This window comes from Streptomyces sp. C1-1 (assembly GCF_050214755.1).
In the GTDB taxonomy this organism is placed as follows: Bacteria; Actinomycetota; Actinomycetes; order Streptomycetales; family Streptomycetaceae; genus Streptomyces.
Map to the genome: position 1 here is coordinate 9,260,057 of NZ_CP189826.1, position 23,737 is coordinate 9,283,793.

General features: G+C 72.5%; 21 protein-coding genes. 7 read left to right on the top strand and 14 right to left on the bottom strand.

The features are described 5' to 3' along the window. The first annotated feature begins 72 nt into the window (after positions 1-72). Entirely contained in the window at positions 73-1,554 is a 1,482-nt protein-coding gene (locus ACQF4J_RS42140; protein ID WP_351579740.1) for an MFS transporter, read from the top strand. Further along, complete coding sequence (locus ACQF4J_RS42145; RefSeq protein ID WP_351579737.1) at positions 1,551-2,150, top strand: TetR family transcriptional regulator; 600 nt, start codon at positions 1,551-1,553, stop codon at positions 2,148-2,150. The genes ACQF4J_RS42140 and ACQF4J_RS42145 overlap by 4 nt, the downstream gene beginning before the upstream one ends. Here ACQF4J_RS42145 and ACQF4J_RS42150 read toward each other — a convergent pair. Beyond that, positions 2,125-2,967, bottom strand: coding sequence for an alpha/beta fold hydrolase (locus ACQF4J_RS42150; RefSeq protein WP_351579734.1), 843 nt, complete (start codon positions 2,965-2,967; stop codon positions 2,125-2,127). The two genes, ACQF4J_RS42145 and ACQF4J_RS42150, sit on opposite strands and share 26 nt — an antisense overlap. Positions 2,968-3,007: 40 nt before the next feature. Then, entirely contained in the window at positions 3,008-4,741 is a 1,734-nt protein-coding gene (locus ACQF4J_RS42155; protein ID WP_351579731.1) for a cholesterol oxidase substrate-binding domain-containing protein, read from the bottom strand. A gap of 136 nt (positions 4,742-4,877) precedes the next feature. Here ACQF4J_RS42155 and ACQF4J_RS42160 point away from each other — a divergent pair, with 136 nt between their 5' ends. After that, a complete protein-coding gene (locus ACQF4J_RS42160; RefSeq protein WP_427168163.1) occupies positions 4,878-5,861 on the top strand; it encodes an aldo/keto reductase in 984 nt (327 codons plus the stop codon). 18 nt (positions 5,862-5,879) lie between these two features. On the opposite strand, the gene ACQF4J_RS42165 is transcribed toward ACQF4J_RS42160, so the two are convergent. After that, a complete protein-coding gene (locus tag ACQF4J_RS42165; RefSeq protein ID WP_351579725.1) occupies positions 5,880-6,233 on the bottom strand; it encodes a hypothetical protein in 354 nt (117 codons plus the stop codon). Between the two features lie 186 nt (positions 6,234-6,419). Between ACQF4J_RS42165 and ACQF4J_RS42170 the strand changes: the two genes are divergently transcribed. Beyond that, positions 6,420-6,893 (top strand): DUF6328 family protein, encoded by a 474-nt coding sequence (locus ACQF4J_RS42170; protein WP_351579722.1) that lies wholly within the window; start codon positions 6,420-6,422, stop codon positions 6,891-6,893. On the opposite strand, the gene ACQF4J_RS42175 is transcribed toward ACQF4J_RS42170, so the two are convergent. The 3 genes from ACQF4J_RS42175 to ACQF4J_RS42185 form a co-directional block, all read right to left on the bottom strand. Continuing rightward, complete coding sequence (locus ACQF4J_RS42175) at positions 6,814-7,524, bottom strand: DUF2238 domain-containing protein (RefSeq protein ID WP_351579720.1); 711 nt, start codon at positions 7,522-7,524, stop codon at positions 6,814-6,816. The genes ACQF4J_RS42170 and ACQF4J_RS42175 overlap by 80 nt on opposite strands. A 94-nt stretch (positions 7,525-7,618) precedes the next feature. Beyond that, positions 7,619-8,659, bottom strand: a complete 1,041-nt coding sequence (locus ACQF4J_RS42180; RefSeq protein WP_351579717.1) for a hypothetical protein — start codon at positions 8,657-8,659, stop codon at positions 7,619-7,621. A 107-nt stretch (positions 8,660-8,766) separates the two neighbouring features. Next, positions 8,767-9,738, bottom strand: coding sequence for an LLM class F420-dependent oxidoreductase (locus ACQF4J_RS42185; protein ID WP_351805538.1), 972 nt, complete (start codon positions 9,736-9,738; stop codon positions 8,767-8,769). 74 nt (positions 9,739-9,812) lie between these two features. On the opposite strand from ACQF4J_RS42185, the gene ACQF4J_RS42190 reads away from it, so the two are divergent. Further along, complete coding sequence (locus tag ACQF4J_RS42190) at positions 9,813-11,252, top strand: serine hydrolase domain-containing protein (RefSeq protein ID WP_427168165.1); 1,440 nt, start codon at positions 9,813-9,815, stop codon at positions 11,250-11,252. Here the strand turns inward: ACQF4J_RS42190 and ACQF4J_RS42195 are convergent. The 7 genes from ACQF4J_RS42195 to ACQF4J_RS42225 form a co-directional block, all read right to left on the bottom strand. After that, the gene (locus ACQF4J_RS42195) at positions 11,244-12,884 is read right to left on the bottom strand and encodes a protein kinase domain-containing protein (RefSeq protein WP_427168167.1); all 1,641 of its coding nucleotides are present in this window, start codon (positions 12,882-12,884) and stop codon (positions 11,244-11,246) included. The two genes, ACQF4J_RS42190 and ACQF4J_RS42195, sit on opposite strands and share 9 nt — an antisense overlap. Before the next feature lie 189 nt (positions 12,885-13,073). Continuing rightward, entirely contained in the window at positions 13,074-14,033 is a 960-nt protein-coding gene (locus tag ACQF4J_RS42200; RefSeq protein WP_351579705.1) for a threonine/serine dehydratase, read from the bottom strand. 238 nt (positions 14,034-14,271) lie between these two features. Next, on the bottom strand, positions 14,272-15,333 hold the full coding sequence (locus ACQF4J_RS42205) for a polyprenyl synthetase family protein (protein WP_427168169.1): 1,062 nt from the start codon (positions 15,331-15,333) through the stop codon (positions 14,272-14,274). Then, the gene (locus ACQF4J_RS42210; RefSeq protein WP_427168170.1) at positions 15,330-16,415 is read right to left on the bottom strand and encodes a tetratricopeptide repeat protein; all 1,086 of its coding nucleotides are present in this window, start codon (positions 16,413-16,415) and stop codon (positions 15,330-15,332) included. Before ACQF4J_RS42210 ends, ACQF4J_RS42205 begins: the two co-directional genes overlap by 4 nt. A gap of 185 nt (positions 16,416-16,600) precedes the next feature. Beyond that, on the bottom strand, positions 16,601-17,278 hold the full coding sequence (locus ACQF4J_RS42215; RefSeq protein WP_351579694.1) for an AIM24 family protein: 678 nt from the start codon (positions 17,276-17,278) through the stop codon (positions 16,601-16,603). A 59-nt stretch (positions 17,279-17,337) separates the two neighbouring features. Beyond that, the gene (locus ACQF4J_RS42220; RefSeq protein WP_427168172.1) at positions 17,338-18,330 is read right to left on the bottom strand and encodes a hypothetical protein; all 993 of its coding nucleotides are present in this window, start codon (positions 18,328-18,330) and stop codon (positions 17,338-17,340) included. 107 nt (positions 18,331-18,437) lie between these two features. After that, a complete protein-coding gene (locus ACQF4J_RS42225) occupies positions 18,438-19,598 on the bottom strand; it encodes a serine hydrolase domain-containing protein (RefSeq protein ID WP_351579688.1) in 1,161 nt (386 codons plus the stop codon). Positions 19,599-19,896: 298 nt separating this feature from the next. On the opposite strand from ACQF4J_RS42225, the gene ACQF4J_RS42230 reads away from it, so the two are divergent. Continuing rightward, positions 19,897-21,690 carry a M4 family metallopeptidase gene (locus tag ACQF4J_RS42230; RefSeq protein ID WP_351579685.1) on the top strand — a complete coding sequence of 598 codons (1,794 nt, stop codon included), beginning with the start codon at positions 19,897-19,899 and terminating at the stop codon, positions 21,688-21,690. Positions 21,691-21,706: 16 nt separating this feature from the next. On the opposite strand, the gene ACQF4J_RS42235 is transcribed toward ACQF4J_RS42230, so the two are convergent. Next, positions 21,707-22,444 carry a hypothetical protein gene (locus ACQF4J_RS42235; RefSeq protein WP_427168173.1) on the bottom strand — a complete coding sequence of 246 codons (738 nt, stop codon included), beginning with the start codon at positions 22,442-22,444 and terminating at the stop codon, positions 21,707-21,709. Positions 22,445-22,538: 94 nt separating this feature from the next. Here ACQF4J_RS42235 and ACQF4J_RS42240 point away from each other — a divergent pair, with 94 nt between their 5' ends. Continuing rightward, positions 22,539-23,726 (top strand): ROK family transcriptional regulator, encoded by a 1,188-nt coding sequence (locus tag ACQF4J_RS42240; protein ID WP_351805550.1) that lies wholly within the window; start codon positions 22,539-22,541, stop codon positions 23,724-23,726. Positions 23,727-23,737 lie beyond the last annotated feature (11 nt).

Consider the following 23,737-nt stretch of genomic DNA (forward strand, 5'->3'; position numbering starts at 1 on the left):
GAATGGCTATTCACCAGTTATGGTGAATAGCCATTCACCCGTTTCTTTTCCGTGCCACCCGCTGGAGTAGCGATGGAGCAGCCCGCACCGATAGCCCAGCCCTCAGTGCGGCCCGGGCTGCGCGGTCGGCTGACGATCCCGGTGCTGGCGTTCGGCGGCATCCTCATGGCCGTCATGCAGACGGTCGTCGTCCCGCTGCTGCCCGACCTGCCCCGCCTGACCCACTCCTCGGCCGGCGCGGTGTCCTGGACGGTCACCGCGACCCTGCTGGCCGGTGCGGTCCTCACCCCCGTGCTGGGCCGGGCCGGCGACATGTACGGCAAGCGCAGGGTGCTGACCGCGGCGCTGCTGCTGATGACCGTCGGCTCGGTGATGTGCGCCCTGTCCTCCGACATCGCGGTCCTCATCACGGCGCGCGCCCTCCAGGGCGCCGCCGCCTCCGTGGTGCCGCTGTCGATCAGCATCCTGCGCGACGAGCTGCCTCCCGAGCGCCGGGGCTCCGCGGTCGCCCTGATGAGTTCCACCGTCGGGATCGGCGCCGCGCTCGGCCTGCCGCTCGCCGCGCTGGTCGTGCAGTACTACGACTGGCACACCATGTTCTGGCTGACCAGCGTCCTCGGCGCGGTGGGCGTGTCCGCGGTGTGGTGGGCGGTGAAGGAGTCGCCGGTGCGCGAGCCCGGCCGGTTCGACGTGGCCGGCACCCTGGGGCTGGCCGCCGGACTGGTCTGCCTGCTGCTCGCGGTGTCCCAGGGCGGGCAGTGGGGCTGGACCGGTGCCCGGGTCGTCGGCCTGTTCGTCGCCGCCGTGGTCGTCCTCGCCGTGTGGTGGTGGCAGCAGCTGCACACCGAGCGGCCGCTGGTCGACCTGCGCCTGGTCTCGCGGCCCCGGGTGGGCCTGTCCCATGTCGCGGCCCTGCTCACCGGATTCGCCTTCTACGCCAACTCCCTCGTGACCGCGCAGCTGGTGCAGGCACCGAAGGCCACCGGGTACGGCCTCGGGCTGTCGATCGTGGAGACCGGACTGTGCCTGCTGCCCGGCGGGGTGACGATGCTGGTCTTCTCACCGCTGTCGGCGCGGATCTCCGCCGCGCGCGGCCCGCGGGTCACGCTCGCCCTCGGGGCCGCGGTCATCGCCTGCGGCTATGCGGTGCGCATCGCCGACAGCCGCGACCTGTGGATGATCATCCTGGGTGCGACGATCGTGGCGACCGGCACCACCCTCGCCTACTCTGCGCTGCCCACCCTGATCCTGCGCGCCGTACCGGCCGAGCAGACCGCGTCCGCCAACGGCGTCAACGTCCTGATGCGCACGATCGGCCAGGCCACCTCCAGCGCCGCCGTGGCCGCCGTCCTGGTCCACCACACCAGCCCGGTCGGCGGCGTCCCGGTGCCCACCCTGCACGGCTACCTGCTCGCCTTCACCGTGGCCGGGATCGTCGCCCTGGTGGCGAGCGCCACCGCGCTGACCATCCCCGGCGACGACGGGCGGCGCGGTTCCCGCAGGGCCGGGAGCGGCACCCTGGATGCGCGGGACGAGGCGTTGGAGGGAGCATGAGTGCCGTGAGCACTCCCCCCACCACGACCGCGCCCGCCCGCCGGGACGCCGAGGCCACCAAGGCGGCCATCCTCAAGGCCGCCCGCTATCTGCTGGCCCGGCACGCCCACGCCGACATCACCCTCAAGGCCGTAGCCGAACGCGCCGGTGTCAGCGCGCCGTTGATCCTCAAGTACTTCGGCAACAAGGACGCCCTCTTCGCCCGCGTGATGTCCTTCGAGACCGACGCGGACGCCCTGCTGGACGCCCCGCTGGACGACCTCGGCCGGCACATGGTGCGGCATGTGCTGATCGGCCAGTCCCGGCACGGCGCCGACCCGCTGCTGCGCATCGTGTTCGCGCCCCTGCACGCCGAGCAGGGCGACATCCTGCGCGCCAACTTCCGCACCCAGGTCACCGAGCGCCTCACCGAGCGCCTCACGGGCGCCGACGCGGGCCTGCGCGCCGAACTCGCGGTGGCCGCGCTGCTCGGTCTCGGCGTGATCTACGGTCTCGCCCGCGGCCCCCACGTCCGCGCGGCGGAGCTGGAGGAGATCGTGGAGCGGTACGCGCCGCTCGTCCAGGGGCACCTCACGCCAGGAACTCCCCGACCGTAGCCACGAAGCGCTCGGGATCGTCCAGCCACGGGAAGTGACCGGCTCCCGGCTGCACCACGGACTCGGCCTTGGTGAAGAGTCCGGCGAACTCGGCGACCATGGGCGGCGGGGAGTTGAGGTCGACCTCACCGGCCAGCAGCAGCACCGGCGCCGCCAGACCGGCGAGCGCGGCCCGGGTGGCGGCCGGGTCGAACGCCCCCTCCCCGCCGAAGACCGCGGCGGCCTCGTCATTCCTCTGCGCGGCTCCGGCGGCGTGATGGGCACGGGCCGTGTCGTCCCAACGGCCGTACAGGAAAGGCGCGATGGCTTCCCAGCTGTCGGCGGTGGCGCGGCCGGTGGTGATGTCCTGCAGGGCGGCGAACGCGACGGGGAACCACGGCTCGTCGTGCCGCGACTGCGCGGTCTCCCGCCGCACCTGCGGCGCGACCGCGAGCCCGACGGCCCCTGCGCTGGGTGTGATCAGCGCGAGGCTGTCCACGCGCTGCGGGTGGCGGGCCGCGTACAGCACGGCCGGATTGGTGCCCGCGGAGTGTCCGAGCAGGTCCATCGTCTCCAGGCCCAGGTGTACGCGCAGGGCCTCGACGTCGTCCACCAGCCGGTCGCAGCGGAAGGTGGCGGGGTCCTCCGGGAGCGCGGAGTCCCCGGTGCCCCTGAAGTCCAGCAGAACGAGCCGACGGCGCGCGGACAGACCGCCGAGCTCGCCGAGATAGGCGGACGCCTGCATGGGGCCGCCGGGGAGACAGACCACGGGCGGGCCGTCGTCCCCGAGGACGTGGTAGGCGAGTTCGGTACCGTCGGGCGCGGTGAAGGCAAGCATGATCACGACCCTTCCAGTCGCGCCCGGCGTGGGCAACCGGTTATCCGAACAGGCGGTCGAGGAAGCCGTTGCCGAAGACCCGGTGCGGGTCGAGCCGGTCCAGGATCCCGGCCGCCTGCCCCCAGGCGGTCTCGCCGAAGGAGCCGGGGATCACCGTGCCCAGCACCTCCTCGTCGCTCCACACCGCGTCGTCGGTGTACGCCCAGCCCTTGGACCACTCGACCCGGGTCAGCGCGTCCTCGCCGTCGTACTCATGGAGCAGGAACCGCTCCAGCTCCCGCAGGAACTCCTCCGCGTACGGGGTGCCGGGCAGTGTCAGCACGTCCAGCCACACCGCCGTGTCCCACTCGGGACGCGTCTCGTCGCGCCGCAGCGCCGACAGCAACGGGGCGCGGGCGCCGTCGAGTTCGGTGTCGGCGGGATCGTCCAGACCCGTCACCCGGATCTCCACGGAGCCGTTGACCGGGTAGCGGCCCAGGGCGGCGTACGCGGCCAGCCGCTCGCGGTAGAACGACGTGAACTCGCTGACCACACGCTGCGCCTGGGCCCGTGCGGTGAGCACCGCGTACCCGTTCGCGGTGACCCGGAGGGTGGTCGGCCTGATGTAGAGCAGCGTGTTCTTCGACGGTCCCCAGATGTCGGCGGACAGCGTCGCCACCAGCCCGGCAGCGGCCGCGTCGTACTGCGCGTTGCCCAGCACCGGGGCCAGGTACCAGGCGGCATCCGAGGTCATCCGCCCCACCAGGTCCGCCACCACGGTCGGCACGTTGTCGGAGAAGGGGTAGTTGTACGGCGACGTCACATGCCGTGAGGTGAGCGGCCGGGTCGGCGCCACGCTCCACACCTTCAGCCACGGGACCTCGGTGAAGGCGAACCAGATCGCCTCCACGCGCCCCGCCCGGTCGAGGAAGCCCGCGAGGGTGCGCCCGTCGGACCCCGGCGCGGCGAACAGCTCGGCCGCCGGGATGTCCGTACGGCTCACGCACCGCAGGTTGGCGTTCGCGCCCACCCGCAGCACGACCTCGGTCACCAGCGAACGGCCGAGATGGGTGAGCAGCGCGGCGCAGTCCGCCTCGTCGCGGCGGTAGGTCCGCAGCGCGTACGCCCCGGAGCCCTCGTCCCACACGACCGCCGTCAGCGACAGCACCAGATTGCTCAGCGAGCCGTAGGTGTGCCCCGGCGACCGCTGTTCGCCCTTCGCCGGTACGGCGGTGCCGTGGGCGTCGACGGCCAGCGCGCCGCCCAGGGTGAGGTCGCCCGGGGCGGGAGCGGCGGTGACCCCGAGGCCGTGCTCCTCCAGATGGCCGAGCAGGGCGTCCATCGTGACGCCGGTTTCCGCGCGGACGGCGGACGCCGAGTCGAGGCTCAGGCCGGTGAGGTGCGGGGCGGTGTCGACGAGGAGGACGCGGGCGTCCGAGGAGGTGTGCGCGGTGATGGTCAGGGGTGACCAGCCGTGCGAGGCGCCGCGGGCGCGCACCGTCCAGCCGTTCCGCCAGGCCCAGTTGACGACGTCGACGACCTGGCCGGGGTTCTCGGGAGCGCAGGCCCACAGGCCGTCGGAGGTGATCTCGCCCACCCAGTTGCGGTAGGCCGAGCGGTACAGCGCGACGCCTTCGGGGAAGTCCGGCAGCTCCTGCGCCGCCACCGCCGGATCGGCGGCGACCAGGACGGGGAGGGCGGCCAGGGCGGCGGCGGACAGCAGGAAACCGCGGCGGCTCCACGGGGCGTCGTCCCCGTCCCCTGACGGGAAGTTGCTCACTGAACGATCAGTCACGGGGCCACGCTAGGCCCGTGGTGACACGAGTCCACCCGCTGACCGGAAGCATCACTCGTGTGAGTGAATGATGGGCAAGGAGTCCACCGGAGCGGCTCGTTCCGCGCTGGGGTGCGGTGAATGACAGACTGACGTCATGGACGAGCGCACTTTCGACAGGTCGGGTCAGCACGCCTCCGTCATCGGTCTCGGCACATGGCAGCTGGGCGCCGACTGGGGAGACGTCGACGACAAGGAAGCCCTGGCGGTCCTGGAGGCGGCCGCCGAGTCGGGTGTGACCTTCTTCGACACCGCCGACGTGTACGGCGACGGACGCAGCGAGCAGACCATCGCCGCGTTCCTGGCGGGCCGACCGGACCTGCACGTACTGGTCGCCACCAAGATGGGCCGCCGGGCCGACCAGATCCCGGAGAACTACGTCCTCGACAACTTCCGCGCCTGGAACGACCGTTCGCGGCGCAACCTCGGTGTCGACCGCATCGACCTGGTCCAGCTCCACTGCCCGCCCACGGCCGTCTACTCCACGGACGAGGTGTTCGACGCCCTGGACACCCTCGTCGAGGAGGAGCGCATCGCCCACTACGGCGTCAGCGTCGAGACCTGCCAGGAGGCGCTGACCGCGATCGCGCGGCCGGGTGTGGCGAGCGTGCAGATCATCCTCAACCCGTTCCGCATGAAGCCCCTGCGCGAGGTCCTGCCGGCCGCCCGGGAGGCCGGCGTCGGCATCATCGCCCGCGTCCCGCTCGCCTCCGGCCTGCTGTCCGGGAAGTACACCAAGGACACCGTCTTCCCGGAGAACGACCACCGCGCCTACAACCGGCACGGCGAGTCCTTCGACGTCGGCGAGACCTTCTCCGGCGTGGACTACACGACGGGCGTCGAGGCGGCCGCCGAGTTCGCCGCCCTCGCCCCCGAGGGGTACACCCCGGCGCAGCTCGCCCTGCGCTGGATCGTCCAGCAGCCCGGCGTCACCACCGTGATCCCCGGCGCCCGCTCGCCCGAGCAGGCCCGCGCCAACGCGGCCGCCGCCAAGCTGCCGGAACTCTCCGACGAGACCCTCGCCGCGATCCGCGACCTCTACGACCGCCGGATCAAGGACCAGGTCGAGGGCCGCTGGTAGCGGTTGCGGTCCGCCCGCTCACGGCTCCAGGAGCAGCTGGCTCTCCTGCTCCTGGTCGCCGGAGACCGCGCCCTGGTCCTGCGCGGTGAACGAGCGGGCCAGCACCTCGCGCGCCCTGGCCACCGCGTCCGGGGCGCCCTGGACGGTCACCGTGACCGCCCCGGACAGATGCCCGTTGCCGCCGGCCGGGGCGCTCCCGGCCGGCTCGGCTCCCGGATCGTGCGCGAACCTCGCCGTGTACACCGTCACGCGGTCGTCGGCGGGAAGTTCCTCCTTCGGGCTGCCGAAGGCCGGTTCCAGGACGTGCACGACGGCGCGCGCGTCTGCGGCGGTGGCGCCGCTGAGAGTGAGCGTGAGTTCGGTGCCGGACATGATCGTCGGACTCCTCGGATGGTCGTCGTGGGCCGTCAGCACCGTGTAACCGTCCCGAGATCGTCCAAACAGCCGCCGTTTTCCGCAAAGGCCCGGTCAAAACCGCGCGGTCGGGGAACCCGGACGTGGAGAGGCGCGGGCCGAGGAGCAGGAGGAACATTGACGGTCTCGAAAAGCAGTGCGGACATGAACGAGTGGGGTCGGCACGAGACCGAGGAGGAGAGGGCCGACCGCAAGTGGGGTGAGCTGATCCAGGAGGTCAGGGTCGCCCAGACCGGCGTGCAGATCCTGTTCGGATTCCTGCTCACCGTGGTGTTCCAGCAGAAGTACGCCTCGCTGGAACAGACGGACAAGACCATCTACATCATCACGGTGATCCTGGGCGCCGCCACGACGGGTGCGCTCATCGGGCCGGTCTCGCTGCACCGACTGGTGTCCGGGCGGCGGGTCAAGGCGGAGGCCGTGGAGTGGGCCTCCCGGATGACCCTGGCCGGCCTGGTGCTGCTGCTCGCGACCATGACGTCCTCGCTGCTGCTGGTCCTGCGGGTGGCGACGCACAACGCGATCGTTCCCTGGATCGTCAGCGTGGTCGTCGCGTGGTACGGCCTGTGCTGGTTCGTGGTGCCGATGTGGACGCTGCGCCGCCATACGACGCGCTGACGCCCAGCGCGTCGAGCTGCCGGTCGTGCACCCGGGAGAGCACCAGCACCGAGACCGTCGCGCCGATCAGCGCGCAGAACATGTCCCACTGGGTGTCCCAGACGTCCCCCTGCGTGGCGAGGAAGGCGTCCGCCGAGTGCCCGCCGACCACCGCGGCCAGCCACTCCAGCATCTCGAAGACGGCACTGAAGGCCAGACAGGCGCAGACCGTCAGGGGAGCCAGCCAGCGGCTGCCGCGCAGCGGCGAGGTGCGGCTGAGCAGCTCGCGCACCAGCACCGCCGGCACGAAGCCCTGCATGAGGTGGCCGAAGCGGTCGTAGGGGTTGCGGGACAGGCCGAAGGTGTCGCGCACCCAGTCGCCCACGGGGACCTGCGCGTAGGTGTAGTGGCCGCCCACGGCCAGCACGAGCGCGTGCGCGGCCAGCAGACAGCACAGCAGGTTCGTGAGCGGGAACCGGCGCCCAGTGAGCACCGCGACGGGCAGGCCGACCAGCACCCACACCGTCTCCAGGAACCAGGTCGTGCGATCGTGCGGATTCCAGGCCGACACCGCGAGACCGGCGACCGTCACGGCGACGGCCACGGCGGGCAGGTGCCGTCGCGGGACGGCTGGACGCAGAGCGATCGACATGGGGGCTCCTCCTGACTGGGAGCCCCCATGCTGACCGCGGCGGCCGACCGGGGGCATGAGTACCGCTACTCAGCCCCGCCCGGGTATGTGCGCCTCAGTCCTTCGCGCCGCGCAGCGCGTCCAGGCACGAGGCGATGGCCTGCTGGAGCTCCTCCAACTGCTGCACCATGTCGTCCTCGACGAACTCCTGCACATCGTCGAAGGTGAGCTCCTCGAACGCCTTCGTCGCCTTCTGCAGGCTGCTGTAGAACCTCGTCCGCCGCTCCGTGACACGCAGTTCGGGATCGGCCTCCACGGCCTCGGCGACCAGGGACTTCATGCTGTCGTAGGCCTCGGTGGCCCACTCGCCGGTGTCCTCGTCCTCGTCCAGCTCGTCGATGAGCGACAGGTGCCGCTCGGCCTCCTGGCGTACGTCGACCGGAGCGTCGATGGTCTGTCCGGCGGGGGTCTTCACCTGCCCCGACTCGGCGATCTGGCGGACGTACCCGATCCGGTCGGCGGCCCGGCTCTCGGTGGCGACGGCCTTCTTCAGGTCGTCGGTGCGCACCACGTCCCGTGCCAGTTCGGCCTGCAGGTCGGGGTCCTCGCGCACGCGGTCCAGCAGCGCCTGGCGGGCCGCGCGGGCGGTGGAGGGGTCGGCGAGGATCGCGGCGCGCAGCGCGGTGGGGTTCTCGGCGACCTCCAGCGCCTTGGTGGGCCGGATGCCCTCGGCCTCGGCGGCCTCGGCGATGGCCGTGCCGCGCTCGGAGCCGGCGCTGCTGCGGGAGACGTAGTAGCCCAGCCACACGTCGGCGTCCGGCAGCTCCACCTCCTGGCCCGGCGCGAGCGCCTCGAAGTGCGGGACGAGGCCGTCGTCGGCGGCCCGGTCCCACGCCTTGTAGTAGCGCATGACACGCTCCGGGGAGCACCCGGCCAGCTCCGCGAACTCCTTCGCGGACACCTTCGGCGTCTCGTCCGCGCCCTGACCGCCGGGCCGTACGCTGCGCGCCACCATCAGGCCGAAGGCCCATCCGCCGGTGCGCGCGTACACCCCGAACTCGCGGGCGTCGCGCGCCACGAGGTCGGACAGGGGCGCGGGGGCCGGCTCGGGTGCAGAGGTCTCAGACGCCTCGGACGGGTCGATCGCCAGTGTCACCGATGACTCTCCTGTGCAAAGCTTGTCGGGCTGCGAAGTGCAGACCGGCAGCCTATATGCACCGCTTGGCCATGGTTTCGCAGGGCCGGGCGTCGGCGTGCTGACCGTCAGCCGAACGCGTCGCGCAGCGCGGGCAGCAGCGTCTTCTCCGCCCAGTCCAGGTAGGCCGGTTGCGACTCGCCGCCGATCTGCACGAGCGCGATCTCGCCGAACCCCGCCTCGGCGTACGGCCGTACGGCCTCGACGAAGTCCTCCGGGTCGTCGCCGCACGGAATCGACGCCGCGACATCGTCGGGGGTGACGAACCGGGTGGCCGACTCGAACGCGTCCGGGTGCGGCAGCTCGGAGTTGACCTTCCAGCCGTTGCCGAACCAGCGGAACTGCGCGTGCGCCCGCTTGACGGCCGCGTCCCGGTCGGGGTCGTAGCAGACGGGCAGCTGGCCCACCCGCGGCTTGCCCTCGCCGCCATGCCGGTCGAACGCCGTCAGCAGCCCTTCCTTGGGCTCGGTGGCGATGACCAGGTCGGCGAGCCGGCCCGCGAGGGCACAGGACTGCTCGCCGGACACGGCGATGCCGATGGGCGGCGGCTCGTCCGGCAGGTCCCACAGCCGTGCCGACTCCACGTCGAAGTGCTTGCCGCGGTGGTTCACGTGGCCGCCCTCGAACAGCGCCCGGATGACCTCCACCGCCTCCTCCAGCATCTCGTGGCGTACGTCGGCCGCCGGCCAACCCCCGCCCACGACATGCTCGTTGAGGTTCTCCCCGGCGCCGAGCCCGAGCCGGAACCGGCCCTCGGACAGCAGCTGCATCGTGGCGGCCTTCTGGGCGACGACCGCCGGGTGGTAGCGGACGGTCGGACACGTCACGTACGTCATCAGCGGGATGCGCGAGGTCGCCTGGGCGGCGGCGCCCAGCACGCTCCACGCGTACGGGGAGTGTCCTTGCGAGCGCAGCCACGGGAAGTAGTGGTCCGAGGTCACCGAGAAGTCGTAGCCGGCCTCCTCGGCGCGCACCACATGGTCCACCAGCTCACGCGGACCTGCCTGCTCGGTCATCATCGTGTATCCGATTCGCACCATGGGGGCCGAGTCCCCTGCGTGGGCGACGGAAAACGGGTCTCGATAATCCAGCGATCATTGGCGAGGATGCGGTCATGACCGTTCCCCCGCTGCCCTCCGCCGATCCCGCCGCCCAGGGTGTCGACGCCGTCGGCGTCCACGCCTTCCTCGACGCCCTCGAAGCAGCCCCCGACATCGAGCCGCACAGCCTGATGATCGTCAGGCACGGCCGGCTCGTGGCCTCCGGCTGGTGGGCGCCGTACACCGCGGACCGCCCCCACCTGCTGTACTCGCTGAGCAAGAGCTTCACGGCGACGGCCGCCGGCCTCGCCGCCGCCGAGGGGCTGCTGCGGTTCGACGATCCGGTGATCTCGTACTTCCCCGAGTTCGAGGCCGACATCACCGACCCGCGCAGCCGAGCGATGCTGGTGCGACACGTGGCCTCCATGTCCAGCGGGCACGAGGCCGAGACCCTGGAGCGGGCGCTCGCCGCCGACCGCGACGAGTTGGTGCGCGGCTTCCTGCTGGTACCGCCCGAGCGTGAGCCCGGGACCGTCTTCGCGTACAACCAGCCCACCACGTACACACTGGCCGCGATCGTGCAGCGGGTCACGGGACAGTCGCTCACCGACTACCTCCGCCCGCGCCTGCTGGATCCGCTCGGCATCGGGGAGGCGGCCTGGCAGTCCGACCGGGCCGGCCGCGAGATCGGCTTCAGCGGGCTGCACGCCTGCACCGACGCCGTCGCCCGGCTCGGCCAGCTGTACCTCGGCGACGGGGTCTGGGAGGGCAGGCGCCTGCTGCCCGAGGGCTGGGTGGCCGAGGCCACGCGCCCGCACATCGACAACTCCGGCGGCGCGCCCGTCGTTTCGGACTGGCAGCGGGGCTACGGCTACCAGTTCTGGATGTCCCGGCACGGCTACCGCGGCGACGGGGCCTACGGCCAGTACTGCCTGGTACTGCCCGAGCAGGACGCCGTGATCGCGACCACCGCCGCCACCGAGCAGATGCCTCAGCTGCTCGACCTGGTCTGGGAGCACCTGCTGCCCGCCTTCCGGTCCGGACCGCTGACCGGCGCCGAAGAGGCGGACGCGGGCCTGCGGGAGCGGCTCTCCCGGCTCGCGCTGGCGCCGGCCGCGGGCAAGCCCGCCCCGCCCGAGCGCGCGGCGCGGTGGACGGGGGCCGAGTTCACCCCGCGGGGCGGCGCCTGCGCCGGTCTGCCGAAGCTGACGGCGGTCGCCGTGACGCCGGCCGCGGACGGCTGGAGCCTGACGCTCACCGAGGACGGTGAGCCACTGGCACTGCGGCTCGGCGCGAGCGGCTGGACCGTCGCCGAGGAGCCGCTGCCCGTCGCGGTCAGCGGCGGCTGGGCCGACGCGGACACGCTCGCCGTGGATCTGGTGTTCCTGGAGACACCCCACCGGCTGACCGTGACCTGCTCCCTGCCCGAGAGGACGTTCGCGGCCCGCTGGCACACGACACCGCTGCGCAGCACACCGCTGCGCCGGATGCGCGCGCCCCGTGCCTCAGGATGACGGCACCCGGAAGGTCGCCAGGAAGGTCTTCAGAGCCTGCTGGTTGACGGTGTCGTCGAAGTCGTCGGCCGGAGTCGTCCAGCGCAGGGAGAAGCCGCGGCCGCCGCCGAGGAGGAAACCGCGTCCGAAGGTCCGCGTCCGCACGCCGTCGACCTCGGAATACCACTCCATGTCGGCGGCCTTGTGGCCCTGGTAGGTGGTCGCCTCGATGGCGCCGATCCGCTGGTAGCCGCCCTGCTTCTGCAGTTCGGGCTCGACGTCGTCGCGCCACACGGCGACGGGGTCGGGGCCCAGCACCGTGCTGTACGTGACCGCGAGCGAGCGCGGATCGCCCTTCGCGCCGAAGGTCACGCGGTACGACAGGTCGCCGACGCGCTTGGTTTCGGTCCGCTTCCAGCCGCTGGGGAGGTCGACGGAGAAGCCCTCCGGCGCGGTGTACCGGTGGAAGACCTGCCGCGGGGCGGCGGACGACGGGGGAGCGGAGGGCGATGCCGAGGAGGTGCGACCCGGGGACGGGGTGGGTGTGGGCGAGACGGAAGGGGTGCTGCTTTTGCCGTCGGTGCGGTCGGAGGCCGAGGGCGGGGGCGGGGGAGCGGAGGCGGTAGGCCGGGAGCCGGCGTCGGTCGAGGACGTGTCGGTCCCGGGCAGCTCGTGGGTGACGGCGAGGGCGGCGACGGCGATGGTGACGACGGCCAGGGCGGTCCCGGCGGCCAGCGTGGTCCGGTTCCACCCCGGTACTGCGTGGGCGGCGGCGGTGTAGACGCCGCGCAGCCGCGGCCGGGGCACGGCGGCCTGCGCGAGGGTGTCGGGGTCCTCGGTCAGCACGCGGTCGAGGGCCTCACGGACCGTATGGCGGGTCAGCCGTTCCCGCGAGTCCTTGCGCAGCAGCCCGAGCACGGTCTGGGTGAGCGGGCCGGCGTGCACCGGTGTGCGCAGCGGCAGCCGGTCCACGCCCCTCAGCGTGGCCTCGGGCCGGTCCCGGTCCCGGAAGGGCGGCCGTCCCTCGACCATCGTGTAGAGGATGGCGCCGAGGGCCCACAGATCGGCCGCCGGCCCGATCCGCTCGTCACGGGCCTGTTCGGGGGAGGCGTACGACGGTGCGGTGAGCCTGGGGGCCAGGGTGGCGCCCGCGAGCCCGAAGCCGGTGACCACGGCGGGGCCGCGGTCCGGGACGAACACCTGTCCCGGACTGAGCTCGCCGTGGGTGATGCCCTCGCCGTGCGCCGCCTCCAGCACGTCCAGCAGCTCCAGGCCGATGCGTGCGGCCCGCACGTAGTTGAACGTGCCCTGCTGGGCCAGGAGTTCGCCCAGCGGGGTGCCGTCGATCCACTCGGTGACGGTCCACAGGGTGCCGTTCTCCTCGACGGCGTCGACGACCGTGGCGACCCTGCCCGGGCACAGCAGCCCCATGGTCTCCGACATCCGGATGACGGTCGCGCTCGCCCGGGGCGCCGCCTCCCCTTCCGGGTCGGCCGGAAGGGTGATCTCGGTGAGCAGATAGGGCCGCTGGGCGCCCTCCACGCCCTTGCCGTACCAGCAGACGCGGTTCGTCTCGCGATGGACGACATCGACGAGACGGTACCTTCCGGCCACCAACTCGTGTGTGAAGACGTGCGCCTTGACCATGGACATCCCTCGCCGAACCCCTGGTTCTCACCTTTCACTCAGAGGTACGGGGAGCACGACGGTATGTGTTCAAAGAATCTGCAACTCGCCCGTCGTTGAAGCGTTTTGTTCACGCCGAGTTGGCCGATTAGCGGAAGTCCCCTTTTCCTGAACGTAATTCAAGAGGTGGTATTCCGATGGTGCGGCGCGGAGAGCTCAGCGCAGACCGAAGCGCTCCGCCCAGCCCATGACATCACCGGTCGTGGCGTTGCCCCCGCACACCACGAGCCCGATCCGGGCCCCCTCGCCGACTCGCTCGAGCACCCGGCGGGTCGCCGGCAGCAGACAGCCGGCGGCGGGCTCGGCCCACACCTTGGCGTGGTCGGCGAGATCCAGCGTGCCCCGCACCGCCTCCCGGTCCGGCACCACGAGCACCTCGTCGACCAGCGCGGACACGTGCTCGTACGTCAGCTCCGACACCGCCGGCGCGCTGAGCGTGGAGACCAGGGACGACAGGGCGACCGGCACCGGGCCGCCCGCCGCCAGCGCCCGCGACATCGCCTCGGCGCCCTCGGTCTCCACGCCCCAGATCCGCACATCCGGCCGGCGCTCGCGCAGCGCGGCCGCCACGCCGGAGATCAGCCCGCCGCCCCCGATGCTGACCAGGACGTCGGTGAGCTCGCCGGCGTCGGCCGCGAACTCCAGCCCCACCGTGCCCTGGCCGGCGATCACGACCGGGTCGTCGAAGGGGTGGACCAGTGTCAGCCCCTCCTCCTGCAACCGGGTCATGAGCGCGAACGCCCCGGCCATGTCGTCGGTCAGCCGCAGCGACGCGCCGGACTCCCGGGCGATCTCGACGGCGCGCGCGGGCGCCGAGCGCGGCATGACGACCGTCGCCTTCACATCGAGGGCGGCGGCCATGACCGCGAGGGCGATCCCGTGGTTGCCGCCGCTGACCGCCACCACGCCGGCCGCGCGTTCCTTCTCGCTCAGCGACAGCAGCTTGGCCGTCGCTCCGCGTGCCTTGAAGGACCCGGTGCGCTGCAGCAGTTCGAGCTTGACGGTGACCGGGGCGCCGAGCAGCGTGGACAGGCCGGGGCTGGGCAGGGTCGGGGTGCGCACGACATGCCCGGCGATGCGCTCGGCCGTGGCTTCGATCTCCGAGATCCCGATCAAGGTGCTCATCCTTCCGGCGCGGGGCGACGATCCGCACCGTCTGCACCCTGACGCGGGGGACGCCCCTGGTCAACCCGGGCCCACGCCGGTCCGGCGGCCGGGCGGCCCCACGGCGGCCCGGCGCGTCGAGGGAGCGGCCCCGTCCCCGGCGCGTAGAGGGAACACCCCGGCCCCCGGCGCGTCGAGGGAACGCCCCGTCCCCGGCGCGCAGAGGGAACACCCCGGACCCCGGTCCGACTCATCGCTCGCGGCGGACCAGGAATCCCACCAGCGACCGCAGTTCCTCCCGGGCCCCGTCCTCCAGTGGCGCCCCGGTGAGGGCGGTCTCGGCGGCGGCGATGAGGCGGTGGGCCTCGGCCAGGGCCGCCGATCTCCCGCCGGCCGCCTCGATCAGCGCGGCGGCCTCCTCGGGCTCGTCGCCCGTTTCGAGCAGCGCGGCGAGACGGCGGGCCTCGGGGCCGGTCGAGGCGAGCGCGGCCAGCACGGGGAACGTCTTGCGCCGTTCCCGCAGGTCGGCGTGGACGGGCTTGCCGGTGACGGCGGTGTCGCCCCAGATGCCCAGCATGTCGTCGACGATCTGGAAGGCGACCCCGAGCCGTCGCCCCGCCCGGTCGAGCGCGGCGACCGTGGGCGGCGCCGCACCGCCGAGCAGCGCGCCCAGCGCGAGCGAGCAGCCCAGCAGGGAACCCGTCTTCCCCTCGGCCATCGACCGGTACTCCTCCGGCCGCACCCGCTCGGGACCCGTCCACGGCCGCCCGGCGAACAGCAGGTCGTCCGCCTGCCCGTGCACCAGGTCGCCCAGGGCCACGGAGAGCATCCGCACGGCCCGCCCGCCCGAGGGCGCCGCGGCGAGCGTCCCGACGGCCAGGGCGAACAGCCCGTCGCCCGCGAGGACGGCCGGTCCTGTGCCGTAGGCCCGCCAGACGGCGGGGCGGCCGCGCCGGGCCTGATCGCCGTCCATGATGTCGTCGTGCAGCAGCGAGAAGGCGTGCACGAGTTCCACCGCCACCGCCGCCGGCACACCGGCCCGCCCGGGCGCGCCCGACGCCTCGGCGCCGAGCACGGCCAGTGCCTGCCGCACCCCCTTGCCGCCCGGCGCGACGGCCGCCGCGCCGCCCACCTCGCACCAGCCGAAGGAGTACGCGGCCATCTCACCCACCCATGGATGCAGCCGCCCGACCGCGTCCGCCAGCGCGGGCCCCACCAGCTCCCGGCAGCGTTCGAGGATCCGGCCCGTGTCGAGCGGCGCGGACAGCGCAGGGGAGAGCGGCGCGGACAGCGCCGAGGAGGCCGCCGTCACCGTGCCGCCTCCGCCCGGACGCGCTCCGGCGTGGACCGCGGCGCGGTCCGCCGTGATTCGGGATCCAGGAGCTCCTTCTGCGCCCGCGCCACCATCTCCCGGGCGTGCCTGAGACCTATGCGGTCCAACTCGTCCGCCAGCGAAGCGAGTTCGGCAGCGGTCTCCGAGCGGTCGCGGCCCAGCCGGGCCAGCGACTTGGTCAGCCCGAGCCGCGCCAGTGCCTGTCCGCGGGGTTCGCTCATCGCCCGGAACTCCGCCAGCGCCCGCTCGTACAGGTCCCGGGCCTCGGCGTGACGCCCGGCGCGGTACAGGACGTTGCCGCGCATCTTGTGGTTGTAGGCCAGGGCGCTGGACAGGCTCATGGCGCGGCAGGTGCGCTCCGCCTCCGAGAGCAGCCCGAGCGCCCGCTCGACGTCGCCGTCCCGGACCGAGACGATGTCGGCCAGGCCGCGCAGCGCCCAGGCGTGTCCCCGCCGGTCGTCGGCCTGCGCGGCGATCCCGGCCGCCTCCTCGAACAGCGCGTAGGCGGTGTCGTAGTCCCCCCGGTTGCGGTGGATCTGCGCGATGCCCTCCAGCGCCCACACCGTGTGCCGTGCCTCGCCGCGCCGCCGTGCCTCGGCCAGCAGCTGCTCGTGCAGCCGCGCGACCTCCTCGTAGTCGCCCTGGATGCGGCCGGTCTCGGCGAGCCCCGCGAGCGAGTAGCCCCGCACGACGACGTCGCCGCCGCGCTCGCCGAGTTCGGCCGCCAGTGCCAGCAGCCGTCGGGCCAGCGGGAACGCGCCCCGCTGCCGGGCCAGGGTGCCGCCGCTCCACAGCGCCCAGGCCATCGCCGCCGTGTCACCGGCCTGCCGGGCGGCGCGGTAGCTCGCCTTCCAGGCGCGGTCCGCGTCCCCGATCCGGCCCAGCCGGCGCTGGGCCTCGGCGACCGCGAGGCCGGAGCGGGCCGCCTCCCCGTGCCGACCGTCGCGCTCGGCCTCCCTCAACTGCCTTGTCCCGGCGTCCAGTACGTCGGTCAGTGAGGCGTTGACGGACAAAGTGGTGAGCGCGCCCTGGTACTCCGGAGCGAATGCCTTGCCGTACATGCATCCCTTTCGGTCGCTATACACGCCGTGTCTACATGCCATCTCTACACTCTGCGTATACATGGCGTGTATAGAGCGTCGAAGAAAGTGCCCTGGCCCGGGGGCCAGGGCATCACCTGATGTCGGTCAAGACGTCGTGCGCGTCGGGGAGGTTGCCTGTGAGGCGTAGATCACCCGACGGGGCGTCAGTGCTGCTGCGTCTTCTGCGGGGTCGCCTCGCTGGGCCGTACGACCACATACCCCTCGCCCTGCAGCATCAGCTGCACCGCCTCGCCCGAGCCGCCGCGCAGCATCGAGCCGATGGACTGCGAGCGGTGCAGCGAGGTCTGCAGACCGGCCGTCCAGCCCACGACCGCGTCGGTGTCGACGAACACCGGGTACTGCGCCGAGACCGGGATGACCAGCGGGTTGCCCTCGCAGATCAGGCCGAGTCTGCCCTGCCCGGTGAAGACGCTGTTGAACAGTCCGCCACCGGCTATGCCCGCGCCCTTCACGGTGGAGATCCGGTACGACAACGAGGCGTCGAAGCACAGGACGTTGCGGCCGTTGACCGTGAACTCGTCACCGGGGTCGACGTCCACGATGAAGCAGTTCTGCGCCTCGTGCGCGAACCAGGCCTCGCCCTGTCCGCGCACCGCCATGAGGGGCAGCCCCTCACCGGTCATCGCGCGCTTGAGCATGCCGCCGACGCCCTGACCCTTGCGTTCGAACTGCAGGTTGCCGCGATAGGCGATCATCGCGCCCTGGCGGGCGAGCATCTCGCCGCTGACCGCGTACTTGATGCATTTGGCGTTCTCGACGGTCATGCCGGGCGCGGTGGCCGGCTGCACCATGTGCTCGCTGGAAAAGAGGGAACCCTTCATGCGGGCATCCTGTCCCGGAGGGATCCGTTCCGCCAAGATCGCGGACCGGAGTGCTTGCTTCAGGTTCGGAAGCCGACGTGCACGTGGTCGTGGTGGGTGGCGTCGCTGAAGAACTGGTTCGCGGCGGCGCCGCCGGACGGCCGGAGCGGGCCTCCGACGTTGTAGGAGCCGGCGGCCGCCGCGTCCCGCATGAAGCGTTCGATCAGCGCGCGCGAAGTGCTCGGGTCCACCACCGGGTGGCCGTCGATCCGCCACACGTCGAACGCCCGCCCGCGCGGATGGTCGCTGGGGCGGCGGGTGCCGAAGACATCGAGGGGATGGCCGGAGCGCACGACGCTGACGGACATCCGGTAGGTGCCCGCCAGTCGCAGCATCGCGGTGAGGACGCTGTCGTGGACCTGTCCGCTGCGCAGGTCCGCCCGGGCGGCCGCCGGCAGTTCGATGCGCGGGTCGGACAGGATTTCGCGGACCCGGGACGGCGGTGGCGACTCGGCGGCTCCCGGGTGGGCCGGGTGCACGGCGGTGACCGTCCAGCCGGAGGCCGCCCGGACCAGCCGTACGTCCACGGTCGTCCCGCCGGCGCTCACCCGGTCCGCGCTGCGGGTCCATTGACGGCACACCACCAGGACGCTCGCGGAGTCGCTGAGGATGCCGCCGTACTGGGCGTCGATCACCTGCACGGCGGCCGCGTCCGCCTTCGGCAGCAGGGGGCCCGCCTGGCCGACGAGGGCCGGGTCGAGGCGGAGGGCGGCCACCCGCGACCTGGCCGCGGCGGTGCCGGACTCCCCCGGCCGCCAGGAGCCGACCACCTCGACGAGCCGGACGGCCCGAAGCTTCGCGGCGGGGGTGACCTCGGCCGAGGTCGGACGCCACGGGGTGGTGCGCGGCAGGCCGGCACCCTGTGGCGTACGCGGCGACGGTGAGGCGGACGCTGCCCGGGCGGTGGCCGGTGAGCGCGCGGCGGCCCGGGGCGAACGGTCGGTGCAGCCCGCCGCCCCGCACAGGCAGCCGACCGCGCCCAGCAGCGCGGTACGACGGGACATGCGCGTCATGGGTACCAGTGTCGGTCAACGCCGCGCCACCCGTCGCCCCTGCTCCGGCGGCGGGTGGCGCACGGTTCGCGGTGGCGGCGCACGCACCGGTCCACCGCCGGTTCCGGTCAGTCCCGCGCGACCTCGGGAGCCATGTCCTCGTGGCGCTCCACGGCCGCGGAGCCGCGCCGGACCTTCGTCGGCTTGCCGCAGAACGCCGACTCCAGCGTGCCCAGCATGGTGTTGAGGACGGCGCCGTTGTTGGAGGTGTTGGCCAGCGCGGTGAGGCTGCGGCGGCCGTCCTTCGTCGCGAAGGCGTAGGTGTAGTAGCCCTGGACGGCGCCCGTGTGGCCGTACACCGAGACACCGCACGACAGGTCACGGCGGCGCAGCCCGAGTCCGTAGGCCTGGGTGCTGTTCACCGGGATCATGCGCTCCATCTGCCCGAGTCGCGTGGCCGACATCAGCCGGCCGCCCAGCAGGGCCGACAGGAACGTGTCCAGGTCCCGTGTGCTGGAGATCAGCGCGCCGGCGCTCTGTGCCCAGGACACGGTCTGCCGCGTCGCGTCGACCAGCGGGGCGCCCGCCGAGTCCGGGGTGAGGTAGCCGCGGGCGTACCGGCCGGGGATGTCCTTGCCCGGGTGCACGTAGAACGTGTCCCGCAGCCGCAGCGGCCCGATGATGCGGTTCGCGTACTCGGTTCCCACGGAGTGGCCGGTGAGCTTCTCGATGAGCATCCCGGCGACGACGAAGTTGGTGTTGGAGTACGCGTACGCGGCGCCGGGGGCGTTGGTGCGGGCGTGCCGCAGCGAGCGGTCCACCAGCTCGCGGTAGGTGAAGACCTTGGAGCGGACCGACTCGAAGCCGGAGACCGACTTGGCGAACATGTCGTTCGTGTAGTCGTACAGGCCGCTGCGGTGGCCCAGCACCTGACGCACCGTGATCCGGCTGTCGGGCAGGAGCCCGGGCAGATAACGGTCGACGGAGGCGTCCAGGCTCAGCTTCCCCTCGTCGGCCAGCTGCATGAGCACGACCGCGGAGAAGACCTTGGTGACGCTGCCGATGCGGAACCGGTCGGCGTTCGAGATGGCCCGTCCGGTGCTTCGGTCCGCGACGCCGACGGCCGTCGTGCGGACCGTGCCGTCGTCGTCGAGTCTGGCGATCGCCCCGGGCGCGCCCTGGCGCAGCGCGGTGCGCAACACGCTGTCGACACCCGTGAGATCGGGCTTGGGGAGCCGGCCGGCCGGGGCGGCCTGCGCGGTCCCGGCGAGGAGGCAGAGCGCGGCCACGCCCAGGGCCGTTCCCCTTGTTGCGAGATGAGTCACATTCACTGGAGGCAACCTGCTTCCGTCTCGTCACATCTCCACAGATGGAACACAGTTGGTGACCCTCCGGTCACCGAGCGGTGTGGATTTGCAAAGTATTGCCCTGTATCGCATGGAAAGCGATCATTTGGGCTTTACATGTGCATGACTCATCCGAAAGGGTTCCGTTCCAGGGCCCGACCAGCCCCATGGCGCCCAACAGCGCCGTGCCTCAGGGCGGTTGGTGATCCCGACCGCTCTGCGAGGAAGGAAACCCTCACCAGTGCGCAGACCGCACATACGCAGCGTGGCGGTCGCCGTCGCCGTGACGACGGCCGCCACCGGCCTTGCGGGCACCGCTTTCGCGGGCCCGGACACGGGGACCCACGCGACCGCCGCCGACACCTCGGCCGCCGGCGTCGTGTCGGCCGCCAGGTCGGCCGCCTTCGCCCACGCCACGGCGACAGGCGTCTCCCAGGGGGACGCCCTGCAGGCCCAGGACGTCATGATCGATCCCGAGGGGGCGCGGCACGTCCGGTTCACCCGGACGCACCAGGGCCTGGCGGTCCTCGGCGGGGACCTCGTCGTCCACCTCACCCGGCAGCTCTCGTACGCCGGTGTGACGCGGGCCGCCGACCACACCGTCAAGGCCGCCCCGACCGCCGACGCGAAGCTCTCCGCCGCGCAGGCGGAGCAGAAGGCGGCGTCGGTCGCCAAGGGCGACGCCGGCCCGGCCGAACTCGTCGTCGACGCCCGCGACGGAGCCTCCGCCCTGGCCTACCGGGTCTCGGTGACCGACAGCACCACCACGGAGGGCACCGGCTCCCGCACGGTCGTCATCGACGCCATGAGCGGCAAGGTGCGCAGCAACACGCCGGACAACGACGAGTTCCTCTCGCCGAAGCTGCTCGACACCCTGCGCGAGCGCGGCGAGACCTCGGCGCCCGTCACCGGTGCCGGCGCGCAGAGCGCCGGGCTCCTCGCGGGATCGGCGGCCGCCGCCACCCGCTACCCGGTGACGGCCAACGGCACGGGCAAGTCCCTCTTCGTCGGCAAGGTTCCGCTGAAGACCACTCAGACGGCCCGCACCACCTTCCTGCTGAAGGACCCCACTCGCTACGGCAGCGAGACCCGGGACGCCAAGGGCAGCTACACGGAGAGCTTCGGCCGCGGCACGAAGATCACCACCAAGAACGACGTCTTCGGCAACGGCGCCACCACGAGCCGCAACAGCGCCGCGGCCGACGCCCAGTACGGCATCACCAAGACCCTGGACTTCTACAAGAAGACCTTCGGTCGCAAGGGCATCGCCAACAACAGCAAGCCCGCCAAGGCGATGGTGCACTGGGGCAAGCAGATCGCCAACGCCTTCTGGGACTCCGACTGCGGTTGCATGCTCTACGGCGACGGCGACGGCGACATGTTCAAGAAGCCGCTGGTCGCCCTGGACGTCACCGGCCACGAGCTGACCCACGGCGTGGTGGACGCCACCGCCAAGCTCGAGCCGACGCGGATGGACTCCCAGGGCAACCAGTTCGGCGAGCCCGGCTCGCTGAACGAGTCCCTCGCCGACATCTTCGCCTCCAACGTCGAGTTCGCCACGAACAACGCGACGGACAAGCCGGACTACCTCATCGGCGAGAAGATGGGCCTGGCCCAGAAGTTCCTGCGCCGCCTCGACCACCCGTCCCTGGACAGGCTCGAGGGCACCGTCGACTACTGGGCGCCCGAGGTGTACGACGCCGAGGTGCACGCCGGCTCCGGCGTCTCCTCGCACGCGTACTACCTGCTCGCCGAGGGCAGCGGCCAGAAGACGATCGGCGGCGTCAAGTACGACTCGCCGACCTTCGACGGCTCCACGGTCAAGGGCATCGGCCGCACCAAGGCCACGGCGATCTACTACCGCGCCCTGACCCGCTACATGGTCTCCACGACCGACTTCCACGACGCGCGCGTCGCGACGCTGCAGGCCGCCAAGGACCTGTACGGGGCGAACAGCGTCGAGTACACGACGGTGGACCAGTCCTGGGCCGCCGTCAACGTCACCGAGGCCAACACCCCGGCCGACCGGCACTGACGGCGCACCGCCTCCGTCACACCCACTGCCTCTCCACCTCGTCGGACACGCCGAACTCGGCGCCGCAGGAGGGGCAGTGGGCCCTGCCGAACACGTACGTCAGCGCGCGGGCCACCTCGGCGTGGCCCGCCGCCACGGCCTCGCCGTACAGGCGCGCGCCGATGCCCGTGAGCCGCTCCGGGAGCGCGGGCGTCAGGTGTCCCCGGCCCTTGGCCTCCGGGGCGCCGGAGATCACGTAGTCACCGGCCGACGTGAACGTCCCGTAGGAGCCGAAGGCCACGTAGAGGCCCTCCTCGCACTCGGGGCACTCCAGCTCGTACTCCTCGTGGGCCACCCCCTCCAGGGCCTCCGCCCAGGTGCCGGCGTCCTCCAGGGAGAGCAGCGCCATCTGCAGATAGACGAAGTCGCCCGGTCCCGGACCCGGGACGCCCAGCAGACCGCGGGCCACCTCCAGGAGTTCGGCGATCTCGCGCGCGTACCGCTCGTGCTCCCCGGTGTCCGGGTCGGTCGCGATCAGCCCGGCCATGAGTACGGCCTGTATCGGCTCGCCGGGCGCGCGGCCCCGCGCGATGTCGGCGAGGACGGGCATCGCCGCCCAGCTCGCCTCGTACACCGACCCCTGGTGGCACAGCGCGGACCACAGCTGTGACCAGATCTTGTCGTCCTCGGACCCGCCCAGGCGCGCGAAGAGCCCCGGGATGTCCTCGGCGCTGCCGTAGGCGTGGGTCAGCGCGGCCCAATCGATCGTCGTCATGCGGCGATTGTGCCGTCCGGCACTGACAGTCCACTCACAGACCAATCCTGCTTCTTTTATTGACGACGGAAAAGAAGGGGAATAGGTTCCGGCCATGCGCCCGACCCCTCGCGTCGAGACGTTCCCGGCGAACACGCCGGCCGCCTCGCAGATCTTCACCACGGTCCTGTCCCAGGGGCCCCTCACCAGGCTGGAGGTGGCCCGGCGCACGGCGCTGTCGCCGGCCGCCGTCACCAAGGCGGTCAAGCCGCTCATCGAGGCCGGGTACCTGGTGGAGGACGCCGCCGACGAGGTGCGCCCGGCACTCGGCAGGCCCGCCAACCCCGTGCGGGTCGACGGCGGACGGGCGCTGTTCCTCGGGGTCAAGGTGACCGGCGACGAGATCATCGGTGTCCTCACCGACCTGTGCTGCCGCACCCGCGGCGCCCGCCGCGTGCCGCTCGCCGACCGCGCCCCCAAGCCGGTCCTCACGGCGATCGCGGACCTCGTGGGCGAACTCCTTTCCCAAGCCGCCGAGTTGGGCGTCGGCGTCCATGGCCTCGGTGTCGCCGTCTCCGGGGACGTCGACCGCGCCGAAGGCGTCGTGCGCTACTCGCCCTTCCTGAACTGGCACGACGTGCCCCTCGCCGAACTCGTCGCCATGACCGTCGGGTTGCCGGTCACCGTCGACAACGACGTGCGCGCCCTCACCGTCGCCGAGCAGTGGTTCGGCGCCGGCGTGGGCCTGTCCGACTTCGCCGTGGTCACCGTCGGCGCCGGGATCGGCTGCGGCCTCGTCGTGCACGGCCGGGTCGTCGCCGGAGCCCATGGTGTGGCCGGCGAGATCGGCCATGTCACCGTCGATCCGGCGGGCCCGCCCTGCCACTGCGGCAACCGCGGCTGCGTGGAGGCGATCGCGGGGGAGGCGGCGATCGTCCGCCAGGTCCGCGAGGCCACGGGCGTCGAGGTCCGCGACGCGACCGAGGCCGTGACCCTCGCCCACCGGGGCGTCCCCGGCGTTCGGGAGGTGTACGCCAGGGCCGGCGAGGCCATCGGCCGCGGCATCGCCACCGTCGCCAACCTCCTCGGCCCCGAACGCGTGATCATCTCCGGCGAGGGCCTGGCCGCCTACGACCTGTTCGCCGAGCAGATCCGCGACACCCTCACGGCGGCCGCATTCGGCTCCGCCGCCCAGTGCGACGTACAGACCCGCCCGCTGCCCTTCGAGGAGTGGGCCCGCGGGGCCGCCGCCACCGCGATCCAGTCCTTCATCACCCCCGACGACCCGCATCCGAGCCGCTGAACCGACTCCCC

Bases quoted from the DNA above. Each gene is read 5' to 3' on its own strand.
- ACQF4J_RS42140 (WP_351579740.1), top strand. From the start codon at position 73: ATGGAGCAGCCCGCACCGATAGCCCAGCCCTCAGTGCGGCCCGGGCTG.
- ACQF4J_RS42145 (WP_351579737.1), top strand. From the start codon at position 1,551: ATGAGTGCCGTGAGCACTCCCCCCACCACGACCGCGCCCGCCCGCCGG.
- ACQF4J_RS42150 (WP_351579734.1), bottom strand. From the start codon at position 2,967: ATGCTTGCCTTCACCGCGCCCGACGGTACCGAACTCGCCTACCACGTC.
- ACQF4J_RS42160 (WP_427168163.1), top strand. From the start codon at position 4,878: ATGGACGAGCGCACTTTCGACAGGTCGGGTCAGCACGCCTCCGTCATC.
- ACQF4J_RS42165 (WP_351579725.1), bottom strand. From the start codon at position 6,233: ATGTCCGGCACCGAACTCACGCTCACTCTCAGCGGCGCCACCGCCGCA.
- ACQF4J_RS42170 (WP_351579722.1), top strand. From the start codon at position 6,420: ATGAACGAGTGGGGTCGGCACGAGACCGAGGAGGAGAGGGCCGACCGC.
- ACQF4J_RS42175 (WP_351579720.1), bottom strand. From the start codon at position 7,524: ATGTCGATCGCTCTGCGTCCAGCCGTCCCGCGACGGCACCTGCCCGCC.
- ACQF4J_RS42185 (WP_351805538.1), bottom strand. From the start codon at position 9,738: ATGGTGCGAATCGGATACACGATGATGACCGAGCAGGCAGGTCCGCGT.
- ACQF4J_RS42190 (WP_427168165.1), top strand. From the start codon at position 9,813: ATGACCGTTCCCCCGCTGCCCTCCGCCGATCCCGCCGCCCAGGGTGTC.
- ACQF4J_RS42195 (WP_427168167.1), bottom strand. From the start codon at position 12,884: ATGTCCATGGTCAAGGCGCACGTCTTCACACACGAGTTGGTGGCCGGA.
- ACQF4J_RS42210 (WP_427168170.1), bottom strand. From the start codon at position 16,415: ATGTACGGCAAGGCATTCGCTCCGGAGTACCAGGGCGCGCTCACCACT.
- ACQF4J_RS42215 (WP_351579694.1), bottom strand. From the start codon at position 17,278: ATGAAGGGTTCCCTCTTTTCCAGCGAGCACATGGTGCAGCCGGCCACC.
- ACQF4J_RS42220 (WP_427168172.1), bottom strand. From the start codon at position 18,330: ATGACGCGCATGTCCCGTCGTACCGCGCTGCTGGGCGCGGTCGGCTGC.
- ACQF4J_RS42235 (WP_427168173.1), bottom strand. From the start codon at position 22,444: ATGACGACGATCGATTGGGCCGCGCTGACCCACGCCTACGGCAGCGCC.
- ACQF4J_RS42240 (WP_351805550.1), top strand. From the start codon at position 22,539: ATGCGCCCGACCCCTCGCGTCGAGACGTTCCCGGCGAACACGCCGGCC.